This is a genomic window from Spirillospora sp. CA-294931 (assembly GCF_050946795.1).
Classification (GTDB): domain Bacteria; phylum Actinomycetota; class Actinomycetes; order Streptosporangiales; family Streptosporangiaceae; genus Spirillospora.
Genome location: NZ_CP192006.1, coordinates 8,258,530 through 8,283,061 on the forward strand (window position 1 = coordinate 8,258,530; position 24,532 = coordinate 8,283,061).

Annotated in this window: 38 protein-coding genes; 5 read left to right on the top strand and 33 right to left on the bottom strand. The window is 68.7% G+C overall.

All coding sequences use genetic code 11. The features are described 5' to 3' along the window. Window positions 1-102 precede the first annotated feature (102 nt). The gene (gene rplM / locus ACQPY4_RS37325; protein WP_433329317.1) at window positions 103-555 is read right to left on the bottom strand and encodes a 50S ribosomal protein L13; all 453 of its coding nucleotides are present in this window, start codon (window positions 553-555) and stop codon (window positions 103-105) included. Window positions 556-910: 355 nt separating this feature from the next. Here rplM and ACQPY4_RS37330 point away from each other — a divergent pair, with 355 nt between their 5' ends. From ACQPY4_RS37330 to ACQPY4_RS37340, 3 genes are all read left to right on the top strand, one after another. Beyond that, window positions 911-1,684: a CAP domain-containing protein gene (locus ACQPY4_RS37330; RefSeq protein ID WP_433329319.1), complete on the top strand. Its 774-nt coding sequence runs from the start codon at window positions 911-913 to the stop codon at window positions 1,682-1,684. A 69-nt stretch (window positions 1,685-1,753) separates the two neighbouring features. Continuing rightward, window positions 1,754-2,839 (top strand): hypothetical protein, encoded by a 1,086-nt coding sequence (locus ACQPY4_RS37335; RefSeq protein WP_433329321.1) that lies wholly within the window; start codon window positions 1,754-1,756, stop codon window positions 2,837-2,839. A gap of 24 nt (window positions 2,840-2,863) precedes the next feature. After that, window positions 2,864-5,176: a hypothetical protein gene (locus ACQPY4_RS37340; RefSeq protein ID WP_433329323.1), complete on the top strand. Its 2,313-nt coding sequence runs from the start codon at window positions 2,864-2,866 to the stop codon at window positions 5,174-5,176. 4 nt (window positions 5,177-5,180) lie between these two features. Here ACQPY4_RS37340 and ACQPY4_RS37345 read toward each other — a convergent pair whose 3' ends face one another. The 9 genes from ACQPY4_RS37345 to infA form a co-directional block, all read right to left on the bottom strand. Beyond that, window positions 5,181-5,828 (bottom strand): formylglycine-generating enzyme family protein, encoded by a 648-nt coding sequence (locus tag ACQPY4_RS37345; RefSeq protein WP_433329325.1) that lies wholly within the window; start codon window positions 5,826-5,828, stop codon window positions 5,181-5,183. A 139-nt stretch (window positions 5,829-5,967) separates the two neighbouring features. After that, the gene (gene truA / locus ACQPY4_RS37350) at window positions 5,968-6,822 is read right to left on the bottom strand and encodes a tRNA pseudouridine(38-40) synthase TruA (RefSeq protein ID WP_433329327.1); all 855 of its coding nucleotides are present in this window, start codon (window positions 6,820-6,822) and stop codon (window positions 5,968-5,970) included. 169 nt (window positions 6,823-6,991) lie between these two features. Further along, window positions 6,992-7,495, bottom strand: coding sequence for a 50S ribosomal protein L17 (rplQ, locus tag ACQPY4_RS37355; protein ID WP_433329329.1), 504 nt, complete (start codon window positions 7,493-7,495; stop codon window positions 6,992-6,994). A 130-nt stretch (window positions 7,496-7,625) separates the two neighbouring features. Then, the gene (locus ACQPY4_RS37360; protein WP_131944806.1) at window positions 7,626-8,639 is read right to left on the bottom strand and encodes a DNA-directed RNA polymerase subunit alpha; all 1,014 of its coding nucleotides are present in this window, start codon (window positions 8,637-8,639) and stop codon (window positions 7,626-7,628) included. Between the two features lie 119 nt (window positions 8,640-8,758). After that, entirely contained in the window at window positions 8,759-9,385 is a 627-nt protein-coding gene (gene rpsD / locus ACQPY4_RS37365; RefSeq protein ID WP_433329331.1) for a 30S ribosomal protein S4, read from the bottom strand. Window positions 9,386-9,481: 96 nt separating this feature from the next. After that, window positions 9,482-9,883, bottom strand: coding sequence for a 30S ribosomal protein S11 (gene rpsK / locus ACQPY4_RS37370; protein WP_344596409.1), 402 nt, complete (start codon window positions 9,881-9,883; stop codon window positions 9,482-9,484). A gap of 57 nt (window positions 9,884-9,940) precedes the next feature. Then, window positions 9,941-10,321 carry a 30S ribosomal protein S13 gene (rpsM, locus tag ACQPY4_RS37375; RefSeq protein WP_433329334.1) on the bottom strand — a complete coding sequence of 127 codons (381 nt, stop codon included), beginning with the start codon at window positions 10,319-10,321 and terminating at the stop codon, window positions 9,941-9,943. A 222-nt stretch (window positions 10,322-10,543) separates the two neighbouring features. Then, window positions 10,544-10,657 carry a 50S ribosomal protein L36 gene (gene rpmJ / locus ACQPY4_RS37380; protein WP_018657566.1) on the bottom strand — a complete coding sequence of 38 codons (114 nt, stop codon included), beginning with the start codon at window positions 10,655-10,657 and terminating at the stop codon, window positions 10,544-10,546. Window positions 10,658-10,721: 64 nt separating this feature from the next. After that, a complete protein-coding gene (gene infA / locus ACQPY4_RS37385) occupies window positions 10,722-10,943 on the bottom strand; it encodes a translation initiation factor IF-1 (protein ID WP_018657567.1) in 222 nt (73 codons plus the stop codon). Between the two features lie 259 nt (window positions 10,944-11,202). On the opposite strand from infA, the gene ACQPY4_RS37390 reads away from it, so the two are divergent. Next, on the top strand, window positions 11,203-11,760 hold the full coding sequence (locus tag ACQPY4_RS37390; RefSeq protein WP_433329336.1) for a hypothetical protein: 558 nt from the start codon (window positions 11,203-11,205) through the stop codon (window positions 11,758-11,760). A gap of 25 nt (window positions 11,761-11,785) precedes the next feature. On the opposite strand, the gene ACQPY4_RS37395 is transcribed toward ACQPY4_RS37390, so the two are convergent. Next, the gene (locus tag ACQPY4_RS37395; RefSeq protein ID WP_433329338.1) at window positions 11,786-11,932 is read right to left on the bottom strand and encodes an EGFR-like transmembrane domain-containing protein; all 147 of its coding nucleotides are present in this window, start codon (window positions 11,930-11,932) and stop codon (window positions 11,786-11,788) included. A gap of 178 nt (window positions 11,933-12,110) precedes the next feature. On the opposite strand from ACQPY4_RS37395, the gene ACQPY4_RS37400 reads away from it, so the two are divergent. After that, window positions 12,111-12,926, top strand: a complete 816-nt coding sequence (locus ACQPY4_RS37400; protein ID WP_433329340.1) for a phosphodiesterase — start codon at window positions 12,111-12,113, stop codon at window positions 12,924-12,926. 31 nt (window positions 12,927-12,957) lie between these two features. Here the strand turns inward: ACQPY4_RS37400 and ACQPY4_RS37405 are convergent, their stop codons facing one another. The 22 genes from ACQPY4_RS37405 to rplW form a co-directional block, all read right to left on the bottom strand. Next, complete coding sequence (locus ACQPY4_RS37405) at window positions 12,958-13,395, bottom strand: DUF1707 domain-containing protein (RefSeq protein ID WP_433329342.1); 438 nt, start codon at window positions 13,393-13,395, stop codon at window positions 12,958-12,960. 18 nt (window positions 13,396-13,413) lie between these two features. Beyond that, window positions 13,414-14,232, bottom strand: coding sequence for a type I methionyl aminopeptidase (gene map / locus ACQPY4_RS37410; protein WP_433339178.1), 819 nt, complete (start codon window positions 14,230-14,232; stop codon window positions 13,414-13,416). Between the two features lie 69 nt (window positions 14,233-14,301). Next, window positions 14,302-14,952, bottom strand: coding sequence for an adenylate kinase (locus ACQPY4_RS37415; RefSeq protein ID WP_433329344.1), 651 nt, complete (start codon window positions 14,950-14,952; stop codon window positions 14,302-14,304). Further along, entirely contained in the window at window positions 14,952-16,247 is a 1,296-nt protein-coding gene (gene secY, locus ACQPY4_RS37420) for a preprotein translocase subunit SecY (protein ID WP_433339180.1), read from the bottom strand. Before secY ends, ACQPY4_RS37415 begins: the two co-directional genes overlap by 1 nt. A 195-nt stretch (window positions 16,248-16,442) precedes the next feature. Further along, on the bottom strand, window positions 16,443-16,907 hold the full coding sequence (gene rplO / locus ACQPY4_RS37425; RefSeq protein ID WP_433329346.1) for a 50S ribosomal protein L15: 465 nt from the start codon (window positions 16,905-16,907) through the stop codon (window positions 16,443-16,445). A gap of 2 nt (window positions 16,908-16,909) precedes the next feature. Continuing rightward, the gene (gene rpmD, locus ACQPY4_RS37430; RefSeq protein WP_433329348.1) at window positions 16,910-17,092 is read right to left on the bottom strand and encodes a 50S ribosomal protein L30; all 183 of its coding nucleotides are present in this window, start codon (window positions 17,090-17,092) and stop codon (window positions 16,910-16,912) included. Then, window positions 17,092-17,712: a 30S ribosomal protein S5 gene (gene rpsE, locus ACQPY4_RS37435; RefSeq protein WP_433329350.1), complete on the bottom strand. Its 621-nt coding sequence runs from the start codon at window positions 17,710-17,712 to the stop codon at window positions 17,092-17,094. The genes rpmD and rpsE overlap by 1 nt, the downstream gene beginning before the upstream one ends. A gap of 37 nt (window positions 17,713-17,749) precedes the next feature. Beyond that, entirely contained in the window at window positions 17,750-18,136 is a 387-nt protein-coding gene (gene rplR, locus ACQPY4_RS37440; protein WP_433329352.1) for a 50S ribosomal protein L18, read from the bottom strand. A 2-nt stretch (window positions 18,137-18,138) separates the two neighbouring features. Beyond that, on the bottom strand, window positions 18,139-18,675 hold the full coding sequence (gene rplF / locus ACQPY4_RS37445) for a 50S ribosomal protein L6 (RefSeq protein ID WP_433329354.1): 537 nt from the start codon (window positions 18,673-18,675) through the stop codon (window positions 18,139-18,141). Window positions 18,676-18,690: 15 nt separating this feature from the next. Beyond that, complete coding sequence (rpsH, locus tag ACQPY4_RS37450) at window positions 18,691-19,089, bottom strand: 30S ribosomal protein S8 (protein ID WP_156219882.1); 399 nt, start codon at window positions 19,087-19,089, stop codon at window positions 18,691-18,693. A gap of 138 nt (window positions 19,090-19,227) precedes the next feature. After that, window positions 19,228-19,413 carry a type Z 30S ribosomal protein S14 gene (locus ACQPY4_RS37455; RefSeq protein WP_018657585.1) on the bottom strand — a complete coding sequence of 62 codons (186 nt, stop codon included), beginning with the start codon at window positions 19,411-19,413 and terminating at the stop codon, window positions 19,228-19,230. Window positions 19,414-19,441: 28 nt separating this feature from the next. Beyond that, on the bottom strand, window positions 19,442-20,017 hold the full coding sequence (rplE, locus tag ACQPY4_RS37460; protein WP_433329357.1) for a 50S ribosomal protein L5: 576 nt from the start codon (window positions 20,015-20,017) through the stop codon (window positions 19,442-19,444). 5 nt (window positions 20,018-20,022) lie between these two features. Next, the gene (rplX, locus tag ACQPY4_RS37465; RefSeq protein ID WP_433329359.1) at window positions 20,023-20,331 is read right to left on the bottom strand and encodes a 50S ribosomal protein L24; all 309 of its coding nucleotides are present in this window, start codon (window positions 20,329-20,331) and stop codon (window positions 20,023-20,025) included. Then, window positions 20,331-20,699: a 50S ribosomal protein L14 gene (rplN, locus tag ACQPY4_RS37470; protein ID WP_433329361.1), complete on the bottom strand. Its 369-nt coding sequence runs from the start codon at window positions 20,697-20,699 to the stop codon at window positions 20,331-20,333. The genes rplX and rplN overlap by 1 nt, the downstream gene beginning before the upstream one ends. A 100-nt stretch (window positions 20,700-20,799) precedes the next feature. Then, the gene (gene rpsQ, locus ACQPY4_RS37475) at window positions 20,800-21,075 is read right to left on the bottom strand and encodes a 30S ribosomal protein S17 (protein WP_433329363.1); all 276 of its coding nucleotides are present in this window, start codon (window positions 21,073-21,075) and stop codon (window positions 20,800-20,802) included. Then, entirely contained in the window at window positions 21,068-21,328 is a 261-nt protein-coding gene (rpmC, locus tag ACQPY4_RS37480; protein WP_433329365.1) for a 50S ribosomal protein L29, read from the bottom strand. Before rpmC ends, rpsQ begins: the two co-directional genes overlap by 8 nt. Next, the gene (gene rplP, locus ACQPY4_RS37485) at window positions 21,328-21,747 is read right to left on the bottom strand and encodes a 50S ribosomal protein L16 (protein WP_433329367.1); all 420 of its coding nucleotides are present in this window, start codon (window positions 21,745-21,747) and stop codon (window positions 21,328-21,330) included. The genes rpmC and rplP overlap by 1 nt, the downstream gene beginning before the upstream one ends. 8 nt (window positions 21,748-21,755) lie before the next feature. Beyond that, window positions 21,756-22,616 carry a 30S ribosomal protein S3 gene (gene rpsC / locus ACQPY4_RS37490; RefSeq protein WP_433329369.1) on the bottom strand — a complete coding sequence of 287 codons (861 nt, stop codon included), beginning with the start codon at window positions 22,614-22,616 and terminating at the stop codon, window positions 21,756-21,758. After that, the gene (rplV, locus tag ACQPY4_RS37495; RefSeq protein WP_433329371.1) at window positions 22,616-22,996 is read right to left on the bottom strand and encodes a 50S ribosomal protein L22; all 381 of its coding nucleotides are present in this window, start codon (window positions 22,994-22,996) and stop codon (window positions 22,616-22,618) included. Before rplV ends, rpsC begins: the two co-directional genes overlap by 1 nt. Window positions 22,997-23,060: 64 nt before the next feature. Continuing rightward, window positions 23,061-23,342 (bottom strand): 30S ribosomal protein S19, encoded by a 282-nt coding sequence (gene rpsS / locus ACQPY4_RS37500; protein WP_433329373.1) that lies wholly within the window; start codon window positions 23,340-23,342, stop codon window positions 23,061-23,063. A gap of 12 nt (window positions 23,343-23,354) precedes the next feature. Continuing rightward, complete coding sequence (rplB, locus tag ACQPY4_RS37505) at window positions 23,355-24,188, bottom strand: 50S ribosomal protein L2 (RefSeq protein WP_433329375.1); 834 nt, start codon at window positions 24,186-24,188, stop codon at window positions 23,355-23,357. Window positions 24,189-24,230: 42 nt separating this feature from the next. After that, a complete protein-coding gene (gene rplW, locus ACQPY4_RS37510) occupies window positions 24,231-24,530 on the bottom strand; it encodes a 50S ribosomal protein L23 (RefSeq protein WP_433329377.1) in 300 nt (99 codons plus the stop codon). Window positions 24,531-24,532: the final 2 nt, after the last annotated feature.

Sequence of the window (24,532 nt, forward strand, 5' to 3'; positions counted from 1 at the left end):
CAGGGCGGCGGGCCCGCGAACGGGTGCCCCGGCGGCCACGGTTCAGCGCGTGCGTGAACCCGCACGGCTTGGGATCGCGCGATCGGGATGATCGCGGCGAGGTCACTTCTTGATCTGGCTGACCTGGGTGATCTCGAACGGGATCGGCTTCTGCGCCTGGTGCGGGTGGTCCGGACCGGCGTAGACCTTCACCTTGCCGAACATCTTCCGCCCGAGGCTGTTCTTGGGCAGCATGCCCTTGATCGCCTTCTCGACGGCGCGCTCGGGGTGCTTGGCCAGCAGGTCGCCGTAGGCCATCGAGCGCAGGCCGCCCGGGTAGCCGGAGTGGCGGTAGGCCCGCTTCTGCTCGAGCTTGTTGCCGGACAGCGCCACCTTCTCGGCGTTCACGATGACGACGAAGTCACCGGTGTCGAGGTGGGGCGCGTAGATCGGCTTGTGCTTACCCCGAAGCACCTGCGCGACCTGACTGGCGAGCCGACCCAGCACGACATCGGTCGCGTCGATGACGTACCACTGACGCTGAACATCAGTGGGCTTAGGGGTGTAGGTGCGCACGGTCGTAGGCCTTCGTTTCTTGTCGACTTCTCTCAGCGGAATCCTGCTCGCGCCGATCAGAGACTGATGTCCGACCTGGCGCTCCGGGAGGCCGGGGCCCAGCAAAGGGCACACCGGCACATACAACGAACTGGCAGGATACCCAGCCGCGCGGACATGGGTCAAAGCGGCTCGTTGTGACAGTCTCCCAGCCACTCTCCAGTATGCCCCATCCCGATGGGTGCGCGGGCCCGCCCGCGACCCTGGGCGATCTCTACGGAAATCTCCGCTTTTGATCGTCCCGGCCCGGCCCCGCGATAGTGTGCCGCGCGACCGGTCCAGCCGGCGGTAGCCGGCCCGCATCCTCGGGAGTCCCGTGTCCAGCCGCCGCCGCACGTCGCCCCGTCCCACCGGCCGCCGCCGCCGCGCCTCGGGCCGCCCGCCCCGCAGGACCGCCGTCATCGTCGCCGCGGTCACCGGATCCGTCCTGGCCATCGGCACGGGCGTGGCCATCGAGCGGGCGGTCTCCGGCTCCAGCGCCAACAGCACGCGGGCCTCGTCCCGGACGATGCCGTCCACCGCCCCGGAGACCACCCCGTCCACCCAGCGGCGGCAGCGGACCGCGAGCGGCGACACTCCCACCGCCGCCCCGTCCGCCAGTACTCCCCCGCTCAAGCGCCTGCGCGGCAAGCCCGCACGGCCGACGAAGAAGCCCGCTCCCACGGCCTCGCCGACCACGCGGCCGCCGTCCAGCGGCACCCCGGCACCGTCCTCGGGCCCGGAGACCCAGGTGGTGGAACTCACCAACAAGGAGCGCGCCGAGGCGGGCTGCCCCGCCCTCCGCGTGGACGAGAGGCTCGTCACCTCCGCGCGGCGCCACTCCAACGACATGGCCGCCAACAACTACTTCGACCACACGTCCCAGAACGGCGACTCCCCGTGGAAGCGGATGGAGGACGCGGGCTACCCCAGCCCAGGCGCCGAGAACATCGCCAAGGGCCAGCGGACCGCCGCCGCCGTCATGAAGGCCTGGATGAACAGCCCCGGCCACCGCGACAACATCCTCAACTGCGGCCTGCGCGCCATCGGCGTCGGCATGGCGTCCGGTTCGGGCGGGCCGTTGTGGACGCAGAACTTCGGCTGGAAGTAAGGGGCCGCCCAGGCCCCAACGTGCTCTTCCTCCCGAATCACGGAAGTACCGACGGTAAGGTCCAGTGCCATGGCTTATCCGGGCGACCAAGGCAGACCCGGCGGCCCGCCTCCCGGGCGGCCGCCGGCCCCAGCGCCGTACGGCGACGACCAGAACGAGCCCCCGTTCCGTCCATACGACAGCAACGAGGCCCCGTTCGGCACCTACGACGACACGTCCAACGGACCGCCCCCGTCCGCCTTCGGCGCCCCCCAGGACCAGCAGCAGTTCGGCGCCCAGCAGTTCGGGGAGCAGCAACAATTCGGTGACCAGCAGTTCGGTGACCAGCAGTTCGGCGACGGCCACGACCAGCGGTTCGGCTCGCCCCAGGGCCCGATGCCCGGCGGGCCGCCCGACCCGCCTTCCGGCGGCCGAGCCCGCCGCAACCTCCCGCTGATCATCGGTGGCGCCGCCGTCGCGGGCGTCCTGCTCCTCGGCGCCGGATTCGGCGTCTCGTCCCTCCTCAAGGACGACAAGCCCAAGGGCAAGCCCAAGAAGCCCGCCCCCTCCGCCGCCCCGGAGAGCCCGAACTCCGCCTCCACACCCCCGCTGGTGCTCAACCCGGTCAGGCTGAAGTCCCGCCAGACCGACCCCAGCCCCCTCACGCTCCCCGAGGTGTTCGGCAAGCGGAGCTTCACCGCGAGCAAGACCAAGTACGTCCGGACGGGCTGGAACAGCGTCCAGCGCAACTGCACCCCGCTGGTGACCGGCCCCAAGCTGCCGACCCTGGTGAAGAAGGCCGGCTGCAACCAGGTCCTGCGCGCCACCTACGCCCGCGGCGACGGCAAGCTCATCGGGACGATCGGCATCCTCAACCTCGGGACCGAGAAGGCCGCCCAGGCCACCGAGAAGGCCGCCGCGCCGCAGAGCTCGTCCCTCAAGCCCCTGCCCGGCGCCGGGACCACCAAGAAGATCGGCACCGGAGAGGCCCTCGGCACCTCGCAGGCCTGGGGCCACTACCTGGTCATGACCTGGATCCAGCGCCCGGACGGCAAGAAGATCCCCGCCGGATCGCACGCCGTCGTCCAGGCGTTCCGCGAAGACGTGATCAAGCACAGCAACCTCGGCGTCGCGCTGCGATACCGGGAAACCGAAGGCAAGCCCTTCCGAAATTGACCTGGATGAATACCCTGTTGGCCTATGTCTGGACCTAAAGAGACCTGGGAGTCCGCCGAAGGGGCGGGGACGGAACCCGTCCCCGCCTCTTCGGCCGCGTCCGGATCCCCCCAGGAGCCGGAGCCCACGGTCTCGTCCTCGGACGACCTGCGCCTGCCTCCGATGGGCCTGCGAACCCCCTGGTGGGCCTCCGCCACCCCCGGCACCCCCACCCCAGCCGACCCTCCCGAGGCTCCCGCAGAGGAACCCGCCCAGCAGCCCCCACCGCCACCCGCAGCCACGAGCAACAAGCCCGAGGCCACCACACCGGCACAGACACAACCCGAAGCACCCCCCGCGCCTGCGGCGCCCCAAGAACCACCCACGCCGCCGAACGCCCCCACGGCCGCCCAGCCATCTCCGGCCAGCCAGCCGCCCGTGGCCGCCAGCAAGCCCGAAGCCACCACACCGGCCAAGGCGAACCCCGAAACGCCCCCTGTGAAGCCCGCCGCCCCGGCGCCCCAAGAATCACCGGCGGACAAGCAGCCCGCGGCCGCCGACACCAAGCCCGAGGCCACCACACCGGCGCAGACGAAGGCCGATGCGCCACTCGCGCGCCCGCGGGTCCCCACGTTCCAGACGCCGCCCCCCACGGGCAAGCCGCCCGTGGCCGCTGGCAACGACGCGCCCGCAACGCCGGAACCCGCCGAGGACAAGCCCGCGAAGAACGAGATTCCCGAGCCTCCCGCAGGTACCGTCCCCGCTCCCGTGCCGTCGCCCGGCACGCTGGTCGCGGGTATCGGGGTCCCGCGCGTCGACACGCGCGGCGCCGTCCCGGCGGAGCCCATCGTCCAGCGTCCGCGCACGGACATCTCCGACACCGATCCGGACGGCATCCCCGTGATCACCGACGACACCCCCAAGCCCGAGCGCAGCGGGCCGAAACCCACTCCCGAGGCGAAGCCGAAGCCCCAGCCCCCCGGGGCAAAGCCCGCCGAACCACAGCCCACGCCAACCACCGCGACAAACGCCCAGCCACCCGCGCAGGAGGCCAAGCCGCAGGCCACGCCCGGTGGCGGGACGAGCGCGCAGGCCCCCGAGGCCAAGACAGCCGAACCGCAGGCCGCGTCCGACAGCGGGCACAAGGCGGCCGAGGCGCAGGCGACGCCCGACGCTGGGACGGGGCCGCAGACGTCCAAGCCCGAGACGAATATGCCGCAGTCGAAGTCTGAGGCGGACACGAAAGTCCAGGAGTCCGGGGCGGCTGAGACCGAGGCGCCGCGTCTTCCTGTGCTTGTTCCGGACGCGATCCTTCCGGCTGGGGTGACGCCACCCGCCGACGGAGTGATTCCCGCGCGGCAGGCGCAGCCGCTTCCCCCGAATGAGCCTCCGAAGCCGGACGAGCCCGTGCCGCCGTCGGTCACGCCGATCTACCACACCGCGGGCGCCCCGCCCCGCGAGTCCGAGGCCGCGGCCGCCGAGACCAGGCCGTCCCCCGTGGTGCCGCCGCAGGCGGACGGCGAGCCGCCTCCCTTCCTGCCTTTCGGCCCGCGTCCCGCGGGCGCCCCGAACCAGCCGGGCGGGACGCCGCCCACGATCCCTCCGGCGCAGGTGAGGATGGCTCCTCGACCGGCGGCGTCCGGCGGGAGAAAACGGACGATGCTGATCGCGGGTGCCGTCGCCGCCGCCGTCATCGTGGTCGCGGCGATCGTCGCCCTCACCGGCGCACTGTCGGGCGGCAAGAGTGAGGACGCCAGCCAGGCGGCGGGGACGCCGCCCACGCCCAGCGCCAGCGCGCCAAGCCCGATGCCCAGCGTCAAGCCGCCCGCGCCTCCGGTCGACATCTCCAGCGAGAAGACCGACAAGCAGCCGCTGGCGCTGGACGAGGCGTTCCCGTCCACCGCGCTCGACCTCGGCGGACGCCACTACGTCCGCGACCGGACGTCGGTCAACCACCGCTGCTCCCTGGCCGCCCGGGGTGTGATGGCCCAGACGCTCAAGCGGGAGGGCTGCCGCAGCGTGGTCCGGGTGACCTACTACGACGAAGGCAAGCAGCTCGCCGTGACGACCGGCATCGCCGTGATGCCCGACAAGGGCGTGGCGCTGCGGGTGAGCAAGGTCGGCGACCCGGTCAGGTACGAGTGGTTCCGCGGCATGGCGGGGCAGCGCACGCAGAACATCGACCGGGCGGGCGGGTACGCGCTCAGCACGGTCCGCGGACGCTACATCGTCTATTCCTACGCCACCTATGCCAACGGCAAGCAGCCCAAGGCCGGTGACAAGACCCTCAAGGGCGTGGCCGAGCAGTTCCTCGCCCAGGCCGCCCGTCCCATCGAGGGCCGCGCCAAGGGAGGCTGACCGCTCACCCCGATCGGGCGAGCCTGAACCCCAGGTCTTCGATGCGCACGGTCGGGTGGCTCTTGCGTCGGCAGGACGCCCGGCATCCCCGGGGCAGATCGTGGGCGCCGCCCCCGCGAAAAACGCGGTAGGCGCCGTAGACGCGGGGATCGAAGAGGTCCCAGCACCATTCCCACACGTTGCCGATCATGTCGTGGAAGCCCCAGGCGTTGGCCGTCCTGCCCCCGACCTCGCGCACCTCGCCGCCCGAGTTGCCCCGATGCCACGCGATCTCGTCCAGCTCGCCGTAGCGGACGCCGGACGTCCCGGCCCGGCACGCGTACTCCCACTCGGCCTCCGAAGGGAGCCGGTAGCCGTCGGCCTCCCAGTCGCAGACCACGTCCAGCCCCTCGGGGTCCGTGCCCATCGTGTAGCAGGGCCCGAACCCCGATGCCTCCGAGAGCCGATTGCAGAACCGCACGGCGTCCAGCCACGAGACCTCGGTCACCGGGACCCGCACGCCCGCCTCGCCCCCGTAAAGCTCACGGGTGACGGGCCAGACCGCCAGATGGAAGTCCGGAACCTCGACCTCCCATTCACGCCGCGTCCCCTCGTCCCGCAGGACGATCGTCCCGCCGGGAACCCCGATCATCCCCGCGCCCTCAAGGCTCATCGCGTCCCGCCCCTACCCAGCCACGACCACGCATCGGCCAGGACCGAAGCACGCGACGCCCCGATCCGCGTCGGACCGGCGCCGCGTCAATGCCCGCCGCCAACCCGGCCACCGCACATTCCCCTTCGAGGTCGGTGGGTCAGGCGTCTGGGGAGGTCGGGGCGGCGGCTGTGGCGTTCAGGGTGCGGACGCGGCGGGTTTCCTGGGCTCGGCTGGCCAGGGCGTCGTCGTCCGGGTAGCGGATCTCTTCGAGGGTGAGGCCGTGGGCGGGGGCGACGTTGACGGCGGAGTCGCGGACGCGGGCGGCCAGGACCTCCGAGGGCCACTCGGGTTCGCGGCGGCCGTCGCCGACCATGAGCATGGCGCCGACCAGGGCGCGGACCATCGAGTGGCAGAACGCGTCGGCCTCGACGGTGGCGACGGCGAGGTAGCGGTCCTCGCGGCTCCAGGCGAAGCGGAGCAGCTCGCGGATGGTGGTGGCGCCCTCGCGCTTGCGGCAGTAGGCCGCGAAGTCGTGCTCGCCGACCAGCAGCGCGCTGGCCTCGTTCATGCGGTCGAGGTTGACCGGGCGCGGATGCAGCAGGACGTGGTTGCGCAGCAGCGGGTCGGCGCCGACCGGGTCGTCGCAGACGCGGTAGGCGTACCGGCGTGACAGGGCCGAGAAGCGCGCGTCGAAGCCTTCGGGCGCGGGCGTGACCCGGCGGACGCGGACGTCCGGCGGCAGCAGCCCCGCCAGCCGGCGCGGCATCGTGCCGTTGATCGCCGAGTAGGCCGCGACCGGCAGGACGACGTGCGCGACCTGCCCGCGCGCGTGGACGCCGGCGTCGGTGCGTCCCGCCACCGTGAGCATGGGCGGGGGGTCGAGGCGCAGCAGGCGGGCGAGGGCGTCCTCGATGACGCCCTGGACGGTCCGCTGGTTCGGCTGGCGAGCCCACCCCGCGAAGTCCGACCCGTCGTAACCGATGTCGAGCCGGAGTCGTACCAATGCGGTCATGTCAGCCGGGGTGTCCTTGTCGGTTGATCGTCCGTACTGCCCCGTTCGTCGGGCACACGCTGTACTCGCTCCCCTGTGCTGACCTGACCATGCCTTCAGTGTGGCAAAGATCGGGCCCGCCGTCCCGTAGGGGAACGGCGGGCCCTCGATCTTGTCGAGCCTGGACGACCTACTTGGTGTCGTCCTGCTCCTCGGTCTTGGCCTCGACGGTGTCGTCGGCCTTGGCCTCGGTGCTCTCTTCGGCGGCGTCGTCCTTGGTGAGCTGGACGTCCTCGACCGGGGCGGCGGCCGCGGCCTTGCCCGTGGAGGCCGAGAGCTGCTCCTGGACGAGCTCGATCACGGCCATCGGGGCGTTGTCGCCCTTGCGCGGCCCGATCTTGGTGATGCGGGTGTAACCACCGGGACGGTTCTCGAACTTCGGCGCGATCTCGGTGAAGAGCTCGTGCAGAACGCTCTTGTCGCGGACCGTCTTGGCCACCAGGCGACGGTTGTGCAGGTCGCCCTTCTTGGCCTTGGTGATCAACTTCTCCGCCAGCGGACGCACCCGCCGGGCCTTGGCCTCGGTGGTGGTGATGCGTCCGTGCTCGAACAGCGCCGTGGCCAGGTTGGCCAGGATGAGCCGCTGGTGCGCGGCGCTGCCGCCGAGGCGGGCGCCCTTGGTGGGCTGAGGCATGGTTCTTCCTTCCTGCGCCGGCCGTGTCAGGTACCGGCGTCAGCCGAATCATTCAGGGGCACAGCCCCTGTACCCCAAGATCAGGGGTGGTCCCCGGGGCCGCGGTTCGGCCCCGGGGAGGGTGAGACCGTCAGTACTGCTCGGTCTCGGCGTAGCTGGTGTCGTCGTCGCCGTAGTTGTCGGCGGCCGCGCTCGGGTCGAACCCGGGCGGGGAGTCCTTCAGCGAGAGGCCCATGTCGTTGAGCTTCTGCTTGACCTCTTCGATCGACTTGGCGCCGAAATTCCTTATATCCAAGAGGTCCTGCTCGCTGCGGGCGACCAGCTCGCCCACAGAGTGGATTCCCTCGCGCTTGAGGCAGTTGTAGGAGCGCACCGTGAGGTTGAGCTCCTCGATCGGCAGGGCCAGGTCCGCGGCGAGCGCGGCGTCCGTGGGGGACGGGCCCATGTCGATGCCCTCGGCCTCGACGTTGAGCTCCCGGGCCAGCCCGAACAGCTCGACGAGGGTCTTGCCGGCGGAGGCGACCGCGTCGCGCGGCAGCATCGCCTGCTTGGTCTCGACGTCCAGGATGAGACGGTCGAAGTCGGTGCGCTGCTCGACTCGGGTCGCCTCGACCTTGTAGGTGACCTTGAGGACGGGCGAGTAGATCGAGTCGATCGGAATGCGCCCGATCTCCTGGCCCGGCTGCTTGTTCTGGGCGGCCGAGACGTAGCCGCGGCCGCGCTCGACCGTCAGCTCCATCTCCAGCTTGGCCTTGTTGTTGAGCGTGGCGATGTGCAGGTCGGGGTTGTGCACCTCGACGCCCGCCGGCGGCGCGATGTCGGCGGCGGTCACCTCGCCCGGGCCCTGCTTGCGCAGGTACATCACCACGGGCTCGTCGTGCTCGGAGGAGACGACGAGCTCCTTGAGGTTCAGGATGATGTCGGTGACATCCTCCTTGACCCCCGGGACGGTGGAGAACTCGTGCAGCACGCCCTCGATCCGGATGCTGGTGACGGCTGCACCGGGGATCGAGGAGAGCAGGGTACGACGCAGCGAGTTGCCGATCGTGTAGCCGAAGCCCGGCTCCAGCGGCTCGATGGTGAACCGCGACCGGTACTCGTCGACCTGCTCCTCGGTGAGGGTGGGACGCTGAGCGATGAGCATTGGATGAACCTTCTTTCCGCGGTGCCCGCTATTTGACGACCGCGTTCTCTGTTCTTCCCATTATCGCCCCGATCCACCGGAACGGAATGTGCCGGTGGATCCGGGCGACCAGGTGAGCCCTACTTGGAGTAGAGCTCGACGATCAGCTGCTCCTGGACGGGAGCGTCGATCTGCTGCCGGACGGGCAGCGAGTGGACGAAGATCCGCATCTTCTCGCCGTCCACGCCGATCCAGGCGGGGACGGTGGTCTCGCCGATCTCGGCCTTGGCGACCTGGAAGGGCGTCATCTCCAGCGACTTCGCCTTGACCTCGACGATGTCGGACTCCTTCACCAGGAAGGAGGGGATGTTGACCTTCTTGCCGTTGACCTTGATGTGGCCGTGGCGGATCAGCTGACGGGCCATGTCACGCGACTTGGCGAAGCCCGCGCGGTAGACCACGTTGTCGAGGCGGCGCTCGAGCAGGGTGAGCAGGTTCTCACCCGTCTTGCCGCCCTGGCGGTTGGCCTCGACGTAGTAGTTGCTGAACTGCTTCTCCAGCACGCCGTAGATGCGCTTGGCCTTCTGCTTCTCGCGAAGCTGGAGGAGGTACTCGGTCTCCTTGGGACGACCGCGACCGTGCTCACCCGGAGGGTAGGGACGGATCTCGATCGGGCACTTGGGACCCATGCACTTGCTGCCCTTGAGGAACAGCTTCATCTTCTCGCGGCGGCAGAGCTTGCAGTCCGCACCGGTGTAACGAGCCATTGTTTAGTCTCCCCCTGCCTCAGACCCGACGGCACTTCTGGCGAGCGCTGCGGCGGGCGGTGCCGCCCTGGGCAAATTCCAGATTGCTCATGACGATCAGACCCTGCGACGCTTGGGCGGGCGGCAGCCGTTGTGCGGGACGGGCGTGACGTCCTGGATCGAGCCCACCTCGAGGCCGGTCGCCTGAAGCGAGCGGATGGCGGTCTCGCGGCCCGAACCCGGGCCCTTCACGAAGACGTCGACCTTGCGCATGCCGTGCTCCATCGCGCGCCGCGCGGCGGACTCGGCCGCCTGCTGGGCGGCGTACGGCGTCGACTTGCGCGAGCCCTTGAAGCCCACGTGGCCGGAGGAGGCCCAGGAGATCACGTTCCCGTTGGGGTCGGTGATCGAGACGATCGTGTTGTTGAACGTGCTCTTGATGTGGGCGTGCCCATGAGCGACGTTCTTCTTTTCCTTGCGGCGCACCTTCTTGGCGCCGACCCGGCTCTTAGGAGGCATCTGCTCTCTCTACTCGTGAGGTCATCGATCCGGACGGACCGAACTCGTCCGTGCGGACTACTTCTTGCCGGCCTTCTTCTTGCCGGCCACGGTCTTCTTCTTGCCCTTGCGCGTGCGCGCGTTGGTCTGCGTGCGCTGACCGTGGACGGGCAGACCGCGACGGTGCCGGATGCCCTGGTAGCACTGGATCTCGATCTTGCGACGAATGTCCGCCTGGATCTCGCGGCGGAGGTCACCCTCGATCTTGTAGTTCGTCTCGAGCCAGTCGCGCAGCTTGACCAGCTCTTCGTCGCCGAGCTGGTGGACGCGCAGGTCCGGGCTGATCTCAGTGCCCTTCAGGGTCTCCTGAGCACGGGTCCGGCCGATGCCGAAGATGTAGGTGAGAGCGATCTCCACGCGCTTGTCGCGCGGGAGATCAACGCCGAGGAGGCGTGCCATCTTGGGCAGTCCCTTCTTCTGCGGAGGTATTGGCGCATCGCAGCCCGCACACACCCTGCCCGGGTGGCGGCCTCGGCCTCCGTCCGAGGGTTTCCCTCACACGACCGTGCCGTACGACCCGATCAAGAAGCTCTCGCTTCCGGACCAGACGTACGGCGACCGTGCTCAGGTTTGCGATGCGTCTTCAGTTGTGCGCCGGCCCGGAGGACGGCGCGTCGGGCGTCAGCCCTGACGCTGCTTGTGGCGCGGGTCGGAGCAGATGACCATGACCCGGCCGTGCCGGCGAATGACGCGGCACTTTTGGCAGATCTTCTTGACGCTCGGCTTGACCTTCACTGGGTCTCCTTAAACAAGGGTCACCCCTGCACTGCCAGGCGCAGGGAAGGCAACCCCAGTGGGGCTACTTGTAGCGGTAGACGATCCGTCCACGCGTGAGGTCGTAGGGGCTCAACTCCACGACGACTCGGTCGTCCGGCAGGATCCGGATGTAGTGCATCCGCATCTTGCCGCTGATGTGGGCGAGCACCTTGTGCCCGTTGTCGAGCTCCACCCGGAACATGGCGTTCGGCAGAGACTCGATGACGGTGCCCTCGATCTCGATGGCGCCTTCCTTCTTGGGCATGTCCTCCGCGCTTCACTGATCGGCTCATTGGACTCGGTCCGCGAGCCCCGAGGGGGGTTTCGGCCGCACCCATGCCACGACGCCGGAGCGCGAGAACAGGGTTTGGGCGGCCTACTACGGACCGACATAGGAGTCTACGTCACCGAGGCACCGAATGCGAAATTGTCGCATGATCCGGCTCCGGAGACTGCTCCCGACCCAAGCATACAGCCGCGACGCGTTGTACCTTTCAGAAGAGATACGTCCAAGGAGGATCAGCATGCCGAGCTATGACTTCGCGCTGATCCTGAGCCGTCCTCTCTACGAGGAGGAGCTGGATCCGCTGTTCGACCGGACCCACGGCGCCGTGACGGTCTCGATCATCACCGAGCCCCAGCACGCCGAGCGTCCCGGCAACGCCTCGTGCTCCTGGCCCGGCCGTACCCTCGCCGCCTCGATCATGGACGTGGTCGCCTACATCGAGGACAGCGCACCGGGGCTGCGCGTGCAGCGCGTGGAAGCCGACCCGCTGCTCACCATCCGCGACATCGCCGAGCGCACCGGCCGCTCGGTGGGCTCGGTCCGGATGGCGGTCACCGGCGGCCGGGGGCCCAGCAGCTTCCCGTCCTCGGAGCTGTCGAGCGCCGGTCACCGCCTCTGGCGCTGGTCCAAGGTGGCGGCCTGGTACGACATCTCCGACCCCCAGCTCCGCGAGGCCCGCCCCACCACCCAGGCCATCAACGGCTGGCTGGCCCTGCGCGACGTCGTCCCCGACGTCGCCCCCGCCCCCGAAGACGTCACCTCGGCCCTTTCAGCCGTGATCCCGATCGTCGCCTGACCCGGCGTCCAGAGGCGCGAAAGGGTCAGTCGTCCTGGCGGCGGCGCCCGAACCAGAGGGCGATGCAGGCTCCCACCGCCAGGACGAAACCAACGGCGGCGGACGCGAGAGTGCCCCAGGTGGGTACCTGAGACGAGGCGAGTATCTGGGCCGTGGTCAACTGTGGGTACATCGCTCCCCCGATAGGCTCCGAAGGTCTGCCGAAACCTGTTGAGTTGCTTCTCCCCACCGTTGATCGACAGCGTGTCAACGGGACGCAAAGATCGACTCAGCACTCCGCCCCGGCGCGGCGGCTCCCGGCTGTGCTCGTGTCGCGGGATCGTGATGTGCTTACCCACGGGGAGGGATCGATGGCGATCATCGCGCAGCTGAGCGACATCCATTTGACCGCCGGGCATGACGGCGCCGTGGACGACGACTCCGGTCCCGTACGCGCCCTGCGGGCGGCGGTGGCGAGCCTGCTGGCGCTGCCCGCCAGACCCGACGCGGTGGTGCTGACCGGCGATCTGGCCGACGGGGGGCTGCCCGGCGAGTACGCGCGGCTGCACGCCCTGCTGTCACCGCTCCCGATGGCCGTCTACCCGATGCCGGGCAACCACGACGACCGCGACGCCCTGCGCGAGGCGTTCAAGGACCATCCGCCGGTGTGGGCGACGGGGACGCGTCCCGACGCGCCGATCCAGTACGCGGTCGACGTCAACGGGGTCCGGCTGGTCTGCTGCGACACCAAGGTCGAGGGCCGGCCGCACGGCTCGATGGACGCCGAGCGCCTGGCCTGGCTGGACGAGACGCTCGCCGCCGCGCCCGACGTCCCGACGGTGGTGGCGACCCACCATCCGCCGTACCAGATCGGGATCCGCTTCATCGACGACATGCGCTTCACCCAGCCGGAGACCTTCGGGGAGGTCCTGTCCCGGCACCCCCAGGTGGTGCGGGTGATGAGCGGGCACGTCCACCGGGGCTCGGTGGGATCGCTGGGCCGGACGGTCTGCACGACCTGCCCGAGCACCTACCGGCAACTGTTCCTGGACCTCACGCGCCCCGGGAGGGCGGCCGTGACGGGTGAGCCCGCGGGCTTCGCCGTCCACCTGGTGGACGAGTCGGGCTCGGCCACGACGCATTTCGTCCCGACGGGCAGCTACCGCCCGTTGATGGACGTCGAGTAGCCGCCGGGCGAGTCGAGAAGCCGCCGGGCGATCAGCGCTTGCGGGGCCCGAAGGCCGAACCCGCCGCGAGCAGCACGCCCCACGGGCCGATGACCCAGATCCACCAGGGGTAGACCACGTTCCCGGCCAGGGCGAGGATCATCCATATCCCGATGTTGACGGCCCCCACCGCGGCCCAGACGGCCCACATGCTGCGGGGGCCCGTGCGGGCCAGCGCGCCGGGCTCCCGCTTGGCGGGGACCCCCGTATAGGACGTCCGGGCCGGGACCGGCAGCTCGTGGAGATCTTCCTCCGGCAGGTCGTCGGTGACCGCCAGGAGGTCGCCGATGGTGCGGGCCTTGTAGGTGTCGTCGAGCCGCTCCTGCAGCTCGTCCATGGTGATGCGGCCCTGCGCGCAGTGCTCGCGCAGGCTCGCCGCGGTGCGGTCGCGGTCGGCGTCGGAAGCGCGGATGTCAGGGTTCGGCGGCATGCCAGCCCCTTCGAGGGGTCAGGTGGTCTTGGAGTCCAGCTTGGCGAACCACTCCCGGCCCTCGTCAAGGGCCGTGAGCACACGGGGGCCGTTCTCGGTGACCGCGAAGGTGTGTTCGAAATGCGCCGACGGGCGGCCGTCGGTGGTGATCACCGTCCAGCCGTCGTCCAGCTCGGCGGTCTCCTTGGTGCCGAGGTTGACCATCGGCTCGACCGCGAAGCACATCCCGACCTCCAGCTCCGGGCCGTGCCCGGGCTCGCCGTGGTTGGGGATCAGCGGGTCCATGTGCATCTCGGTCCCGATGCCGTGCCCGCCATAGCCCTCAACGATGCCGTAGCGGCCCTGAGAGCGGACGTACGACTCGATCGCGTGCGACATGTCGGTGAGCCTGGCCCCGGCCGTTCCGGCCCGCAGACCGTGCCACAGGGACGTCTCAGTGATTTCCAGCAGGCGCGCCAGTTCCGGGGAGATCTCGCCGACCGGGACGGTGATCGCCGCGTCCCCGTGCCAGCCCGCGACGATCGCGCCGCAGTCGATGGAGATGACGTCGCCGTCGCGCAGTTCCTTGCGGGAGTTCGGGATGCCGTGGACGATCTCCTCGTTCACCGAGGCGCAGATCGTCGCCGGGAAGCCGTGGTAGCCCTTGAACGAGGGCACGCCGCCGTTGTCGCGGATGTTCCGCTCGGCGATCACGTCGAGGTCGTGCGTGGTGATCCCGGGCTTGACCGCCTCGCGCAGCAGCGCGAGCGTCTCGCCGACCAGCAGGCCCGCGGCCCGCATCAGCTCGATCTGCTCGGCCGTCTTCACCTGGATGGCCGGACGCCGGCGTTTGAACATTGTCTTCATCTCCCCCATCGTCGGGCCGCGGGGGAACGCCTGAGGCGGCGCCCACCAGGGCGCCGACCTCTACTTCTCCAGCGGGCGCAGTGCCGCGAGCGCTCGGTTGGTGACCTCTTCGACCGGGCCGGTCGCGTCGATGCCGACCAGGATGTCCTCGTCCGCATAGAACTGCACCAGCGGCGCGGTTTGTTCCTGGTAGACCTCAAGACGGTGGCGGACGACCTCTTCCTTGTCGTCGTCGCGCTGGAAGAGATGGCCGCCGCAGTCGTCGCAGATGTCGTCGCGCTTGTCGTCGAAGTCGACATGCCAGATCCGCCCGCACTTGTCGCAGGTGCGGCGGCCCGACAGCCGGCGGACGACCTCGTCCTCGTCGACGACGAGTTCGAGGACCATGTCGAGCCGGGTGTCGAGGTCCAGCAGGATCTTCTTCAGCGTCTCGGCCTGGGGCACGTTGCGCGGGAAGCCGTCCAGCAGGAAACCGTCCTGGGCGTCGTCCTCCCCGAGCCTGTCGCGCACCATCGCGATCGTGACCTCGTCGGGGACGAGGTCGCCGCGGTCCATGTACTCCTTGGCCTGTCGGCCGAGCTCGGTACCGCCGCTCACGTTCGCGCGGAAGATGTCACCTGTCGATATCTTCGGGATGGACAGATGCGATGCGATGAACTGGGCCTGTGTCCCCTTGCCCGCTCCCGGGGGGCCCACCAGCACGATACGCACTACCGCAGGAAGCCCTCGTAGTTGCGCTGCTGAAGCTGGGATTCGATCTGCTTCACGGTATCCAGTCCGACGCCGACGACGATGAGGATGCTCGTACCGCCGAAGGGGAACTCGTTGGTCGCGTCCAGCATCGCGAACGCCACCATCGGGATCAGCGCGACGAGCCCCAGGTAAAGGGCGCCGGGTGTGGTGATCCGCGTCAGCACGTAGTCGAGGTACTCGGCGGTGGGCCGTCCCGGACGGATACCTGGGATGAACCCACCATACTTCTTCATGTTGTCGGCGACTTCGGTGGGGTTGAAGGTGATCGCCACATAGAAGTAGGTGAAGAAGATGATGAAGGCGAAGAAGACGCCCATGTGCCAGGCGTTGTCCTGCTGCAGGTAGGGCTGCGCCTTCTGGAGCCATTTGGTGTTGGGCCACAGCTGGGTCGCGAGCACCGGCAGGTAGAGCAGCGACGAGGCGAAGATGACCGGGATGATGCCCGCCTGGTTGACCTTCAGCGGGATGTAGGTCGAGGTGCCGCCGTACATGCGGCGTCCCACCATGCGCTTGGCGTACTGCACCGGGATGCGCCGCTGGGCCTGCTCGACGAAGACGACACCCGCCATGATCGCCAGACCGACGATCATGACCACGGTGAAGACGAAGCCGCCCTTGGCCTTGAAGATGCCCCAGAACTGGCCGGGGAAGACCGCGACCACCTGGGTGAAGATCAGGATCGACATGCCGTTGCCGATGCCGCGATCGGTGATCAGCTCGCCCAGCCACATGATCACCGAGGTGCCGGCCACCATGACGATCACGATCGTCACGATCGTGAAGACGTCGGTGTTGTGCAGCACCTGGTCGCCACCGGACACGCCCTGGAAGAGCTGCCCCGTGCTGGCCATGGCCACGATGCCGGTGGCCTGCAGGATCGCCAGGCCGATCGTCAGGTAGCGCGTGTACTGGGTGATCTTCGTCGTGCCCGCCTGGCCCTCCTTCTTGAGGGCCTCCAGGCGCGGGATCACCACCGTCAGCAGCTGGAGGATGATGCTCGCGGTGATGTAGGGCATGATCCCCAGCGCGAACACCGACAGCTTCAGCAGTGCGCCGCCGCTGAACAGATCGACCAGCCCGTAGAGCTGGCTCTGATCCTTGGCCTCCTTGGCCGTGTCGGCGAGCACCTTGGTGTTCACGCCCGGCGACGGAAGCAGGGAACCGATCCGGAACACCACAACGATCATCAGCGTGAAGAATATTTTCTTACGCAGGTCAGGCGTACGGAAAGCCCGAGCGAACGCGGTCAGCACCATTCCTCCTGCGCGACTGGCAAACACATGGCCGCTGTGGGGCCGGAATCAGGTCCATATACGACGGGGAGTCTCACAGAGCCTCCTTCGCCGGTGTGACTCTAACAGCAGATGAGACCGGGGCCGCCCCTCCGAACGCCCCGACCTTACGGTCGGCGGCCCTCGGACGGCGCGGCCCCGGTGTCATGGTGTCTCTTACACCTCGTCGGCGGTGCCGCCGGCAGCGACGATCTTCTCCTTGGCGGCGCCGGAGAAGGCGTTGACCTTCACCTGCACGGCCACGGAGATCTCGCCGGTGCCGAGCACCTTGACCGGACGGCCGCGGCGCACCGCGCCCCGGGCCGCCAGGTCCTCGGCCGTGACCTCGCCACCCTCGGGGTAAAGCGCGGCCAGCTTGTCCAGGTTGACGACCTGGAACTCGACCCGGTTGGGGTTCTTGAAGCCCTTCAGCTTGGGAACCCGGCGGATGAGCGGCATCTGGCCGCCCTCGAACCCGACGGGAACCGTGCCGCGGGCCTTGGTGCCCTTGGTGCCGCGACCGGACGTCTTGCCCTTGGACGCCTCGCCACGACCCTTGCGGGTCTTGGCCTTGTTGGCGCCGGGGGCGGGACGCAGGTCGTGAATCTTGAGGGGGGTGCCCTCAGTGGCGTCGTCCGCCATCGTCAGTCGACCTCCTCGACGGAAACCAGGTGGTTCACCGTCCGGATCATGCCGCGAACCTGAGGGGTGTCCTCGCGAACGGTGCTCTGACCGATCTTCTTGAGGCCCAGGGTACGCAGCGTGTCACGCTGGTTCTGCTTCTCGCTGATCACGGACTTGCGCTGGGTGATCTTCAGCTTGCTCATCAGGACGTGGCCTCCGCCCTCGGCTCGCTGCCCGCGGCACGCGCGCGCAGCATGGCCGCCGGAGCGACGTCCTCGATCGGCAGGCCGCGCTTGGCCGCGATCTCCTCGGGCCGCTTCAGGGCCTTCAGACCCGCGATCGTGGCGTGCACGATGTTGATCGCGTTGTCGCTGCCCAGCGACTTGCTCAGCACGTCGTGGATCCCGGCGCACTCCAGCACGGCGCGCACGGGGCCACCCGCGATCACACCGGTACCCGGGCTGGCCGGACGCAGCAGGACCTCGCCCGCGGCGTCGCGCGCCTGCACCAGGTGCGGAATGGTGCCCTGGATCCGCGGCACCTTGAAGAAGTGCTTCTTGGCCTCTTCGACGCCCTTGGCGATCGCCGCGGGCACCTCCTTGGCCTTGCCGTAGCCGACGCCGACGGTGCCGTTGCCGTCACCGACGATCACCAGTGCGGTGAAGCTGAAGCGACGTCCACCCTTGACGACCTTGGCGACACGGTTGATCGCCACGACCTTCTCGATGTACGACTGGCCCTTGTCGGCGCCACCGCGGCGGTCATCGCGACGGCCGTCGCGACGGTCGCCACCCTGACCGCCACCACGCCTTTGCGCTGCCATCAGTGGTTCCTCTTCTCGTTCAGAACGGTAAGGGCCATCACAGCTCCAGGCCCCCCTCGCGCGCGCCGTCCGCGACCGCGGCGACACGCCCGTGGTACTTGTTGCCGCCGCGGTCGAAGACCACGGCGCTCACGCCGGCCTGCCTGGCCCGCTCGGCGACGAGCTCGCCGGCCTTGCGGGACTTGGCCGTCTTGTCGCCGGAGTCGACGCGCAGGTCCGCCTCCATCGTCGACGCGTAGGCCAGCGTGTGGCCCTTGGTGTCGTCGATGACCTGGACGAACACGTGCTTGGTAGAGCGGGTCACGACCAGGCGAGGCCGCGCGGCGGTGCCCACGACCTTCTTCCGGACCCGCAGGTGCCGGCGCTTACGGGACTTGGCCCGCGCCGACGTGGCCTTTCCGGCCAGGGTCTTGGTGCCTGCCATGACTACTTACCAGCCTTTCCGACCTTGCGCCTGATCTGCTCACCCTCGTAGCGCACGCCCTTGCCCTTGTACGGGTCGGGCTTGCGCAGCTTGCGGATGTTGGCGGCGACCTCGCCGACCTTCTGCTTGTCGATGCCCTCGACGACCAGCTGGGTCGCCTTCTCCACCGTGAAGGTGATGCCCTCCGGCGGCTCGACCGTGATCGGGTGGCTGTAGCCGAGCGAGAACTCCAGGTTCTTGCCCTTGGCCACCACCCGGTAGCCGACGCCCTGGATGACCAGGGTCTTCTTGTAGCCCTCGGTCACACCGACGACCATGTTGTTGATCAGCGAGCGGGTCAGGCCGTGCAGGGCCCGGACCGTGTTGACGTCGTTGGGCCGTCCGACGGTGACCACACCGTCGGCCAGCTCGACCTCGATCGGCTCGGAGACCGTGAGCGACAGCGTGCCCTTGGGCCCCTTGACGGTGACCTCCTGGCCGTCGAGCTTGACCTCGACGCCACCGGGCACCTGGATGGGGAGACGTCCAATGCGAGACATGTTGAGAGCCCTCCCCTACCAGACGTAGGCGAGGACTTCGCCGCCCACGCCGCGCTTGCCGGCCTGCCGGTCGGTCATGAGGCCGGACGACGTCGAGATGATCGCGACGCCGAGGCCGCCCAGGACCTTGGGCAGGTTGTCCTTCTTCGCGTACACCCGCAGACCAGGCTTCGACACCCGCTTGATGCCGGCGATCGAACGCTCACGGGTCGGTCCGAACTTGAGCTCGATGTTGAGCTTCTTGCCGACCTCGGCGTCCTCCACGGTCCAGCCCGAGATGTAGCCCTCCTGCTGGAGGATCTCGGCGATGTGCGCCTTGATCTTCGAGTACGGCATCGCCACCTGGTCGTGGTACGCCGAATTCGCGTTGCGCAGACGCGTCAGCATGTCTGCGATCGGGTCGGTCATCGTCATGGCCTACTGGCCCTCCCTCGCCACGGTTTCCCTGCGCTCCTCGTCGGACGCGCGGGACCTTTGGCGCGGTCATGGGCACCTTCGTCAGGTGCCCGGTTGGTTATTACAAGCCGCGCGGGGGGCTGGCCCCCCGCGTGACTACCAGCTCGACTTAGTGATGCCGGGCAGCTCGCCGCGGTGGGCCATCTCCCGGAAGCACACACGGCACAGGCCGAACTTCCGGTAGACCGAACGCGGACGCCCGCAGCGCGAGCAACGAGTGTACGCGCGCACGCCGAACTTGGGCTTCCGCGCCGCCTTGGCGATCAGCGACTTCTTCGCCATTGCTCAGTCTCTCCTTAGCAGTGGAAGCTCAGGCTTCCTTGAAGGGGAAGCCCAGGAGCTTCAGGAGCGCCCGGCCCTCGTCGTCGGTCTTGGCGGTCGTGACGACCGTGATGTCCATGCCCCGCGAACGGTCGATCTTGTCCGGGTCGACCTCGTGGAACATGACCTGCTCGGTCAGCCCGAAGGTGTAGTTGCCATTCCCGTCGAACTGCTTGGGCGACAGGCCCCGGAAGTCGCGGATGCGCGGCAGGGCGGTGGCCAGCAGGCGGTCGAGGAACTCCCACATGCGGTCGCCGCGCAGCGTCACGTGCGCGCCGATCGGCATGCCCTCGCGCAGCTTGAACTGCGCGATGGACTTGCGGGCCCGGTTGACCGCGGGCTTCTGGCCGGTGATCGCCGACAGGTCGCGGATCGCGCCCTCGATCAGCTTGGAGTCCTTGGCCGCGTCGCCGACCCCCATGTTGACCACGATCTTGGTCAGCCCGGGGATCTGCATCACGTTCTCGTACTGGAACTGCTCACGCATCGCCGCCGCGATCTCCTCGCGGTAGCGGAGCTTGAGCCTCGGCTGCGGCGTGGGCCGCTCGGTAACGGTCTCGGTCATTCGGATCAGATCTCCTTACCGCTACGGCGCGAGATCCGAACCTTCGTGCCGTCCTCGTTGATGCGGTACCCGACCCGGACCGGCTTGCCGTCCTCGACGAGCGCGACGTTGCTGACGTGCAGCGGCGCCTCGACCGTCACACGACCGCTCTCCTTGCCGGCACGCTGCTGGTCGGCCTTGATGTTCTTGGTGATCAGGTTGACGCCCTCGACGACAACGCGCTCGGCGCGGGGGTCGACGCGCAGGATCTTGCCCGTCGCGCCCTTGTCCTTGCCGGCGATGACGATGACCTCGTCACCCTTCTTAACCTTCATCACAGCACCTCCGGCGCGAGCGAGATGATCCGCATGAACTTCTTCTCGCGCAGCTCTCGGCCCACGGGGCCGAAGATTCGGGTGCCGCGGGGGTCGCCGCCGTCCTTGATCAGAACGGCCGCGTTCTCGTCGAAACGGATGTAGGAGCCGTCAGGACGCCGGCGCTCCTTGCGTGTGCGCACGATGACGGCCTTGACGACGTCACCCTTCTTCACGCCCGCGCCGGGAAGGGCGTCCTTCACCGTCGCGACAATGACGTCGCCGACTCCCGCGTAGCGCCGACCCGAGCCGCCGAGAACCCGGATGCAAAGGATCTCCTTCGCACCCGTGTTGTCGGCGACCTTGAGTCGCGACTCCTGCTGGATCACGTCAACTCCTGTTCGTCACACCGGTTCTCCTCCGGGCCGTGCCCGGAGAGCCTGGTGGAACCAGACATGTCTAGGTGCGGGGCCGTGCGGCCCCGCGGCCTTACTTGGCCTTCTCGAGGATCTCCACGACGCGCCAGCGCTTGGTGGCCGACAGCGGGCGGGTCTCCATGAGACGGACGCGGTCGCCGACGCCACACTCGTTGGCCTCGTCGTGCGCCTTGTACTTGGTCGTGCGGCGGATCACCTTGTGGTACTTGGCGTGCTTCACGCGGTCTTCGACGGACACGACCACGGTCTTGTCCATCTTGTCGCTGACCACCAGACCCTCAAGGATCTTGCGGGTGGGCCGCTGCTCGGTCTCGGTCTGCTCAGTCATCGTTCTCGCCCTCCTCGGACGCAATCTCTGTGTCCTCGGCGACCGTGACGATGCCGAGCTCGCGCTCCCGCATCACGGTGTAGATGCGGGCGATCTCGCGCTTCACGGTCCGGAGCCGCCCGTGGCTCTCAAGCTGGCCGGTCGCGGCCTGGAAGCGGAGGTTGAACAGCTCCTCCTTCGCCTCCTTCAGCTTGGTGACCAGCACGTCCTCGGGCTCGGTCCGCAGATCGTCGGCGGTAAGACCCTTGGCCATCAGGACTCACCCACCTCTCGCTTAACGATCTTGCACTTCATGGGCAACTTGTGAATCGCTCGGGTGAGCGCCTCGCGAGCGACCTGCTCGTTGGGGTACGAGATCTCGAACATCACGCGGCCCGGCTTCACGTTCGCGATCCACCACTCGACCGAACCCTTACCGGAACCCATGCGGGTCTCGGCGGGCTTCTTGGTCAGCGGGCGGTCCGGGAAGATGTTGATCCAGACCTTGCCGCCACGCTTGATGTGACGGGTCATCGCGATACGCGCGGCCTCGATCTGCCGGTTGGTCACGTACGCGCCCTCGACGGCCTGGATGCCGTACTCACCAAACGTAACCTTGGTGCCGCCCTTGGCCATTCCCCGGCGTTTCGGGTGGTGCTGCTTGCGGTGCTTGACCTTACGAGGGATCAGCATGGGTTACTTCAGCTCCCCTCACCAGTCGCGGCACCCTCGGCAGACGGCGCCGGCTGCTCTGAACTCTGCTGCTTGGGCGCGCGCTCGCCGCCGCCACCGCCGGCCCGCTCGCCGCCACGGCCACCGCGGCCGCCACGACCGCCGCCACCGCGACGCTCGCCGCCACGGCCACCGCCGCCACCGCGACGCTCACCGCCGCCCTGGGCGCGCTGCTGCGCGGCCTTGGCCTCGCGCTCGGCACGCGTCGCCGCGGCCTCGCCCTTGTAGATCCACACCTTGACGCCGATGCGGCCGAAGGTCGTCCGGGCCTCGTAGAACCCGTAGTCGATGTCGGCGCGCAGCGTGTGCAGCGGGACCTGGCCCTCGCGGTAGAACTCCGACCGCGACATCTCGGCGCCGCCGAGACGGCCGCCGCACTGGACCTTGATGCCCTTGGCGCCGGACTTCATCGCCGACTGGATCGCCTTGCGCATCGCGCGGCGGAAGGCGACCCGGCTCGACAGCTGCTCGGCCACGCCCTGCGCGACGAGCTGGGCGTCGATCTCGGGGTTCTTGACCTCGAGGATGTTCAGCCGCACCTGCTTGCCGGTGAGCTTCTCCAGGTCGCCCCGGAGACGCTCGGCCTCCGCGCCGCGACGGCCGATGACGATGCCCGGCCGGGCGGTGTGAATGTTGACCTCTACACGGTCACGGGTCCGCTCGATCTCCACCTTGGAAATGCCCGCCCGGTCCATGCCCTTCTGGAGCATGCGCCGGATCTGGACGTCTTCCTTGACGTAGTCCTTGTAGAGCTTGTCGGCGAACCACACGCTCTTGTGATCGGTGGTGATGCCGAGCCGGAACCCGTGCGGGTTGATCTTCTGACCCACTACCGGGCCCTCCTCGTCTTCTTACCGCCGGAGGCCGCTGCGACCTCTTCCTGCGGCGCGACCACCACGGTGATGTGGCTCGTGCGCTTGTTGATGCGGTAAGCCCGGCCCTGGGCGCGAGGCCGGAAACGCTTGAGCGTCGGCCCCTCGTCCACCCACGCACGGCTCACGACGAGCGTGTCGGAGTCGAGCTTGAAGTTGTGCTCGGCGTTGGCGATGGCACTCGCCAGCACCTTGCCCACAGGCTCACTCGCAGCCTGGGGGGCGAACCGCAGCACCGCCTGAGCCTCCGCGGCAGGCAGGCCGCGGATGAGGTCCACCACGCGGCGGGCCTTCCTGGGCGTGACACGGATGAACCGCGCCTGGGCCCTGGCTTCCATCGCTGTTCCCTCTCTCCTTGCGATCCTCGCCCGCTCCTTCAAAGGGGCGAGCGCACATGCCTGCTCAGCCGCGGCGGCTGCGGCGGTCTTCCTTGACGTGGCTGCGGAACGTCCGCGTCGGCGAGAACTCGCCGAGCTTGTGTCCCACCATCGCGTCGGTGATGAACACCGGCACGTGCTTGCGGCCGTCGTGCACGGCGATCGTGTGACCGATCATCTCCGGCACGATCATGGAGCGCCGGGACCACGTCTTGATGACGTTCTTGGTGCCCTTCTCGTTCTGGCCGTCCACCTTCTTCATCAGGTGGTCGTCCACGAAGGGGCCCTTCTTAAGGCTACGTGGCATGACGAGCGACTCCTACCGCTTCTTCTTGCTGCGACGACGGACGATCAGCCGGTCGCTGGACTTGTTCGCCTGGCGAGTGCGGCCTTCCTTCTTCCCATTGGGGTTGACGGGGTGCCGTCCGCCGGAGGTCTTGCCCTCACCACCACCGTGCGGGTGGTCGATCGGGTTCATGGCGACACCGCGGACGGTCGGGCGCTTGCCCTTCCACCGCATGCGGCCGGCCTTGCCCCAGTTGATGTTCGACTGCTCGGCGTTGCCGACCTCGCCGACCGTGGCGCGGCAGCGGACGTCCACCATGCGCATCTCGCCGGAGGGCATACGCAGCGTGGCGTACTTGCCCTCCTTGGCCAGGAGCTGGACGCCGACGCCCGCGCTGCGGGCGATCTTGGCGCCGCCACCGGGCTTGAGCTCGATGGCGTGGATGACCGTACCCGTGGGGATGTTGCGCAGCGGCAGGCAGTTGCCCGGCTTGATGTCCGAGCCCGGCCCGTTCTCGACCTTGTCGCCCTGCTTGAGCCCCTGGGGCGCGAGGATGTAGCGCTTCTCGCCGTCCACGTAGTGCAGCAGCGCGATGCGCGCCGTGCGGTTGGGGTCGTACTCGATGTGCGCGACCTTGGCCGGGACGCCGTCCTTGTCGTGGCGACGGAAGTCGATCACCCGGTAGGCGCGCTTGTGGCCACCGCCCTGATGGCGCGTGGTGATGCGGCCGTGGTTGTTGCGGCCGCCCTTCTTGGGGAGCGGACGCAGCAGCGACTTCTCGGGCTCGCGGCGCGTGACCTCGACGAAGTCGGCCACGCTGGAGCCGCGACGACCCGGGGTCGTCGGCTTGTACTTTCGGATGCCCATCTTATTCGTTCATCCCTTATATCTACTTCCGGATCCAGGCCCTCAGGCCTGGCCCCCGAAGATGTCGATCCGCTCGCCCTCGGCCAGGCTCACGATGGCGCGCTTGCTGTCCTTGCGCTTGCCGTAGCCGAACCTCGTGCGCTTGCGCTTGCCCTGGCGGTTGAGCGTGTTGACGCTCGTCACCTTGACGCCGAACACGGCCTCGACGGCCTGCTTGATCTGCGTCTTGTTGGCATCGGTCCGGACGACGAACGTGTACTTGTTCTCGTCCAGGAGCCCGTAGCTCTTCTCCGAGACGACCGGCGCGATGATGATGTCGCGGGGGTCGGCGATCTTGGTCACGA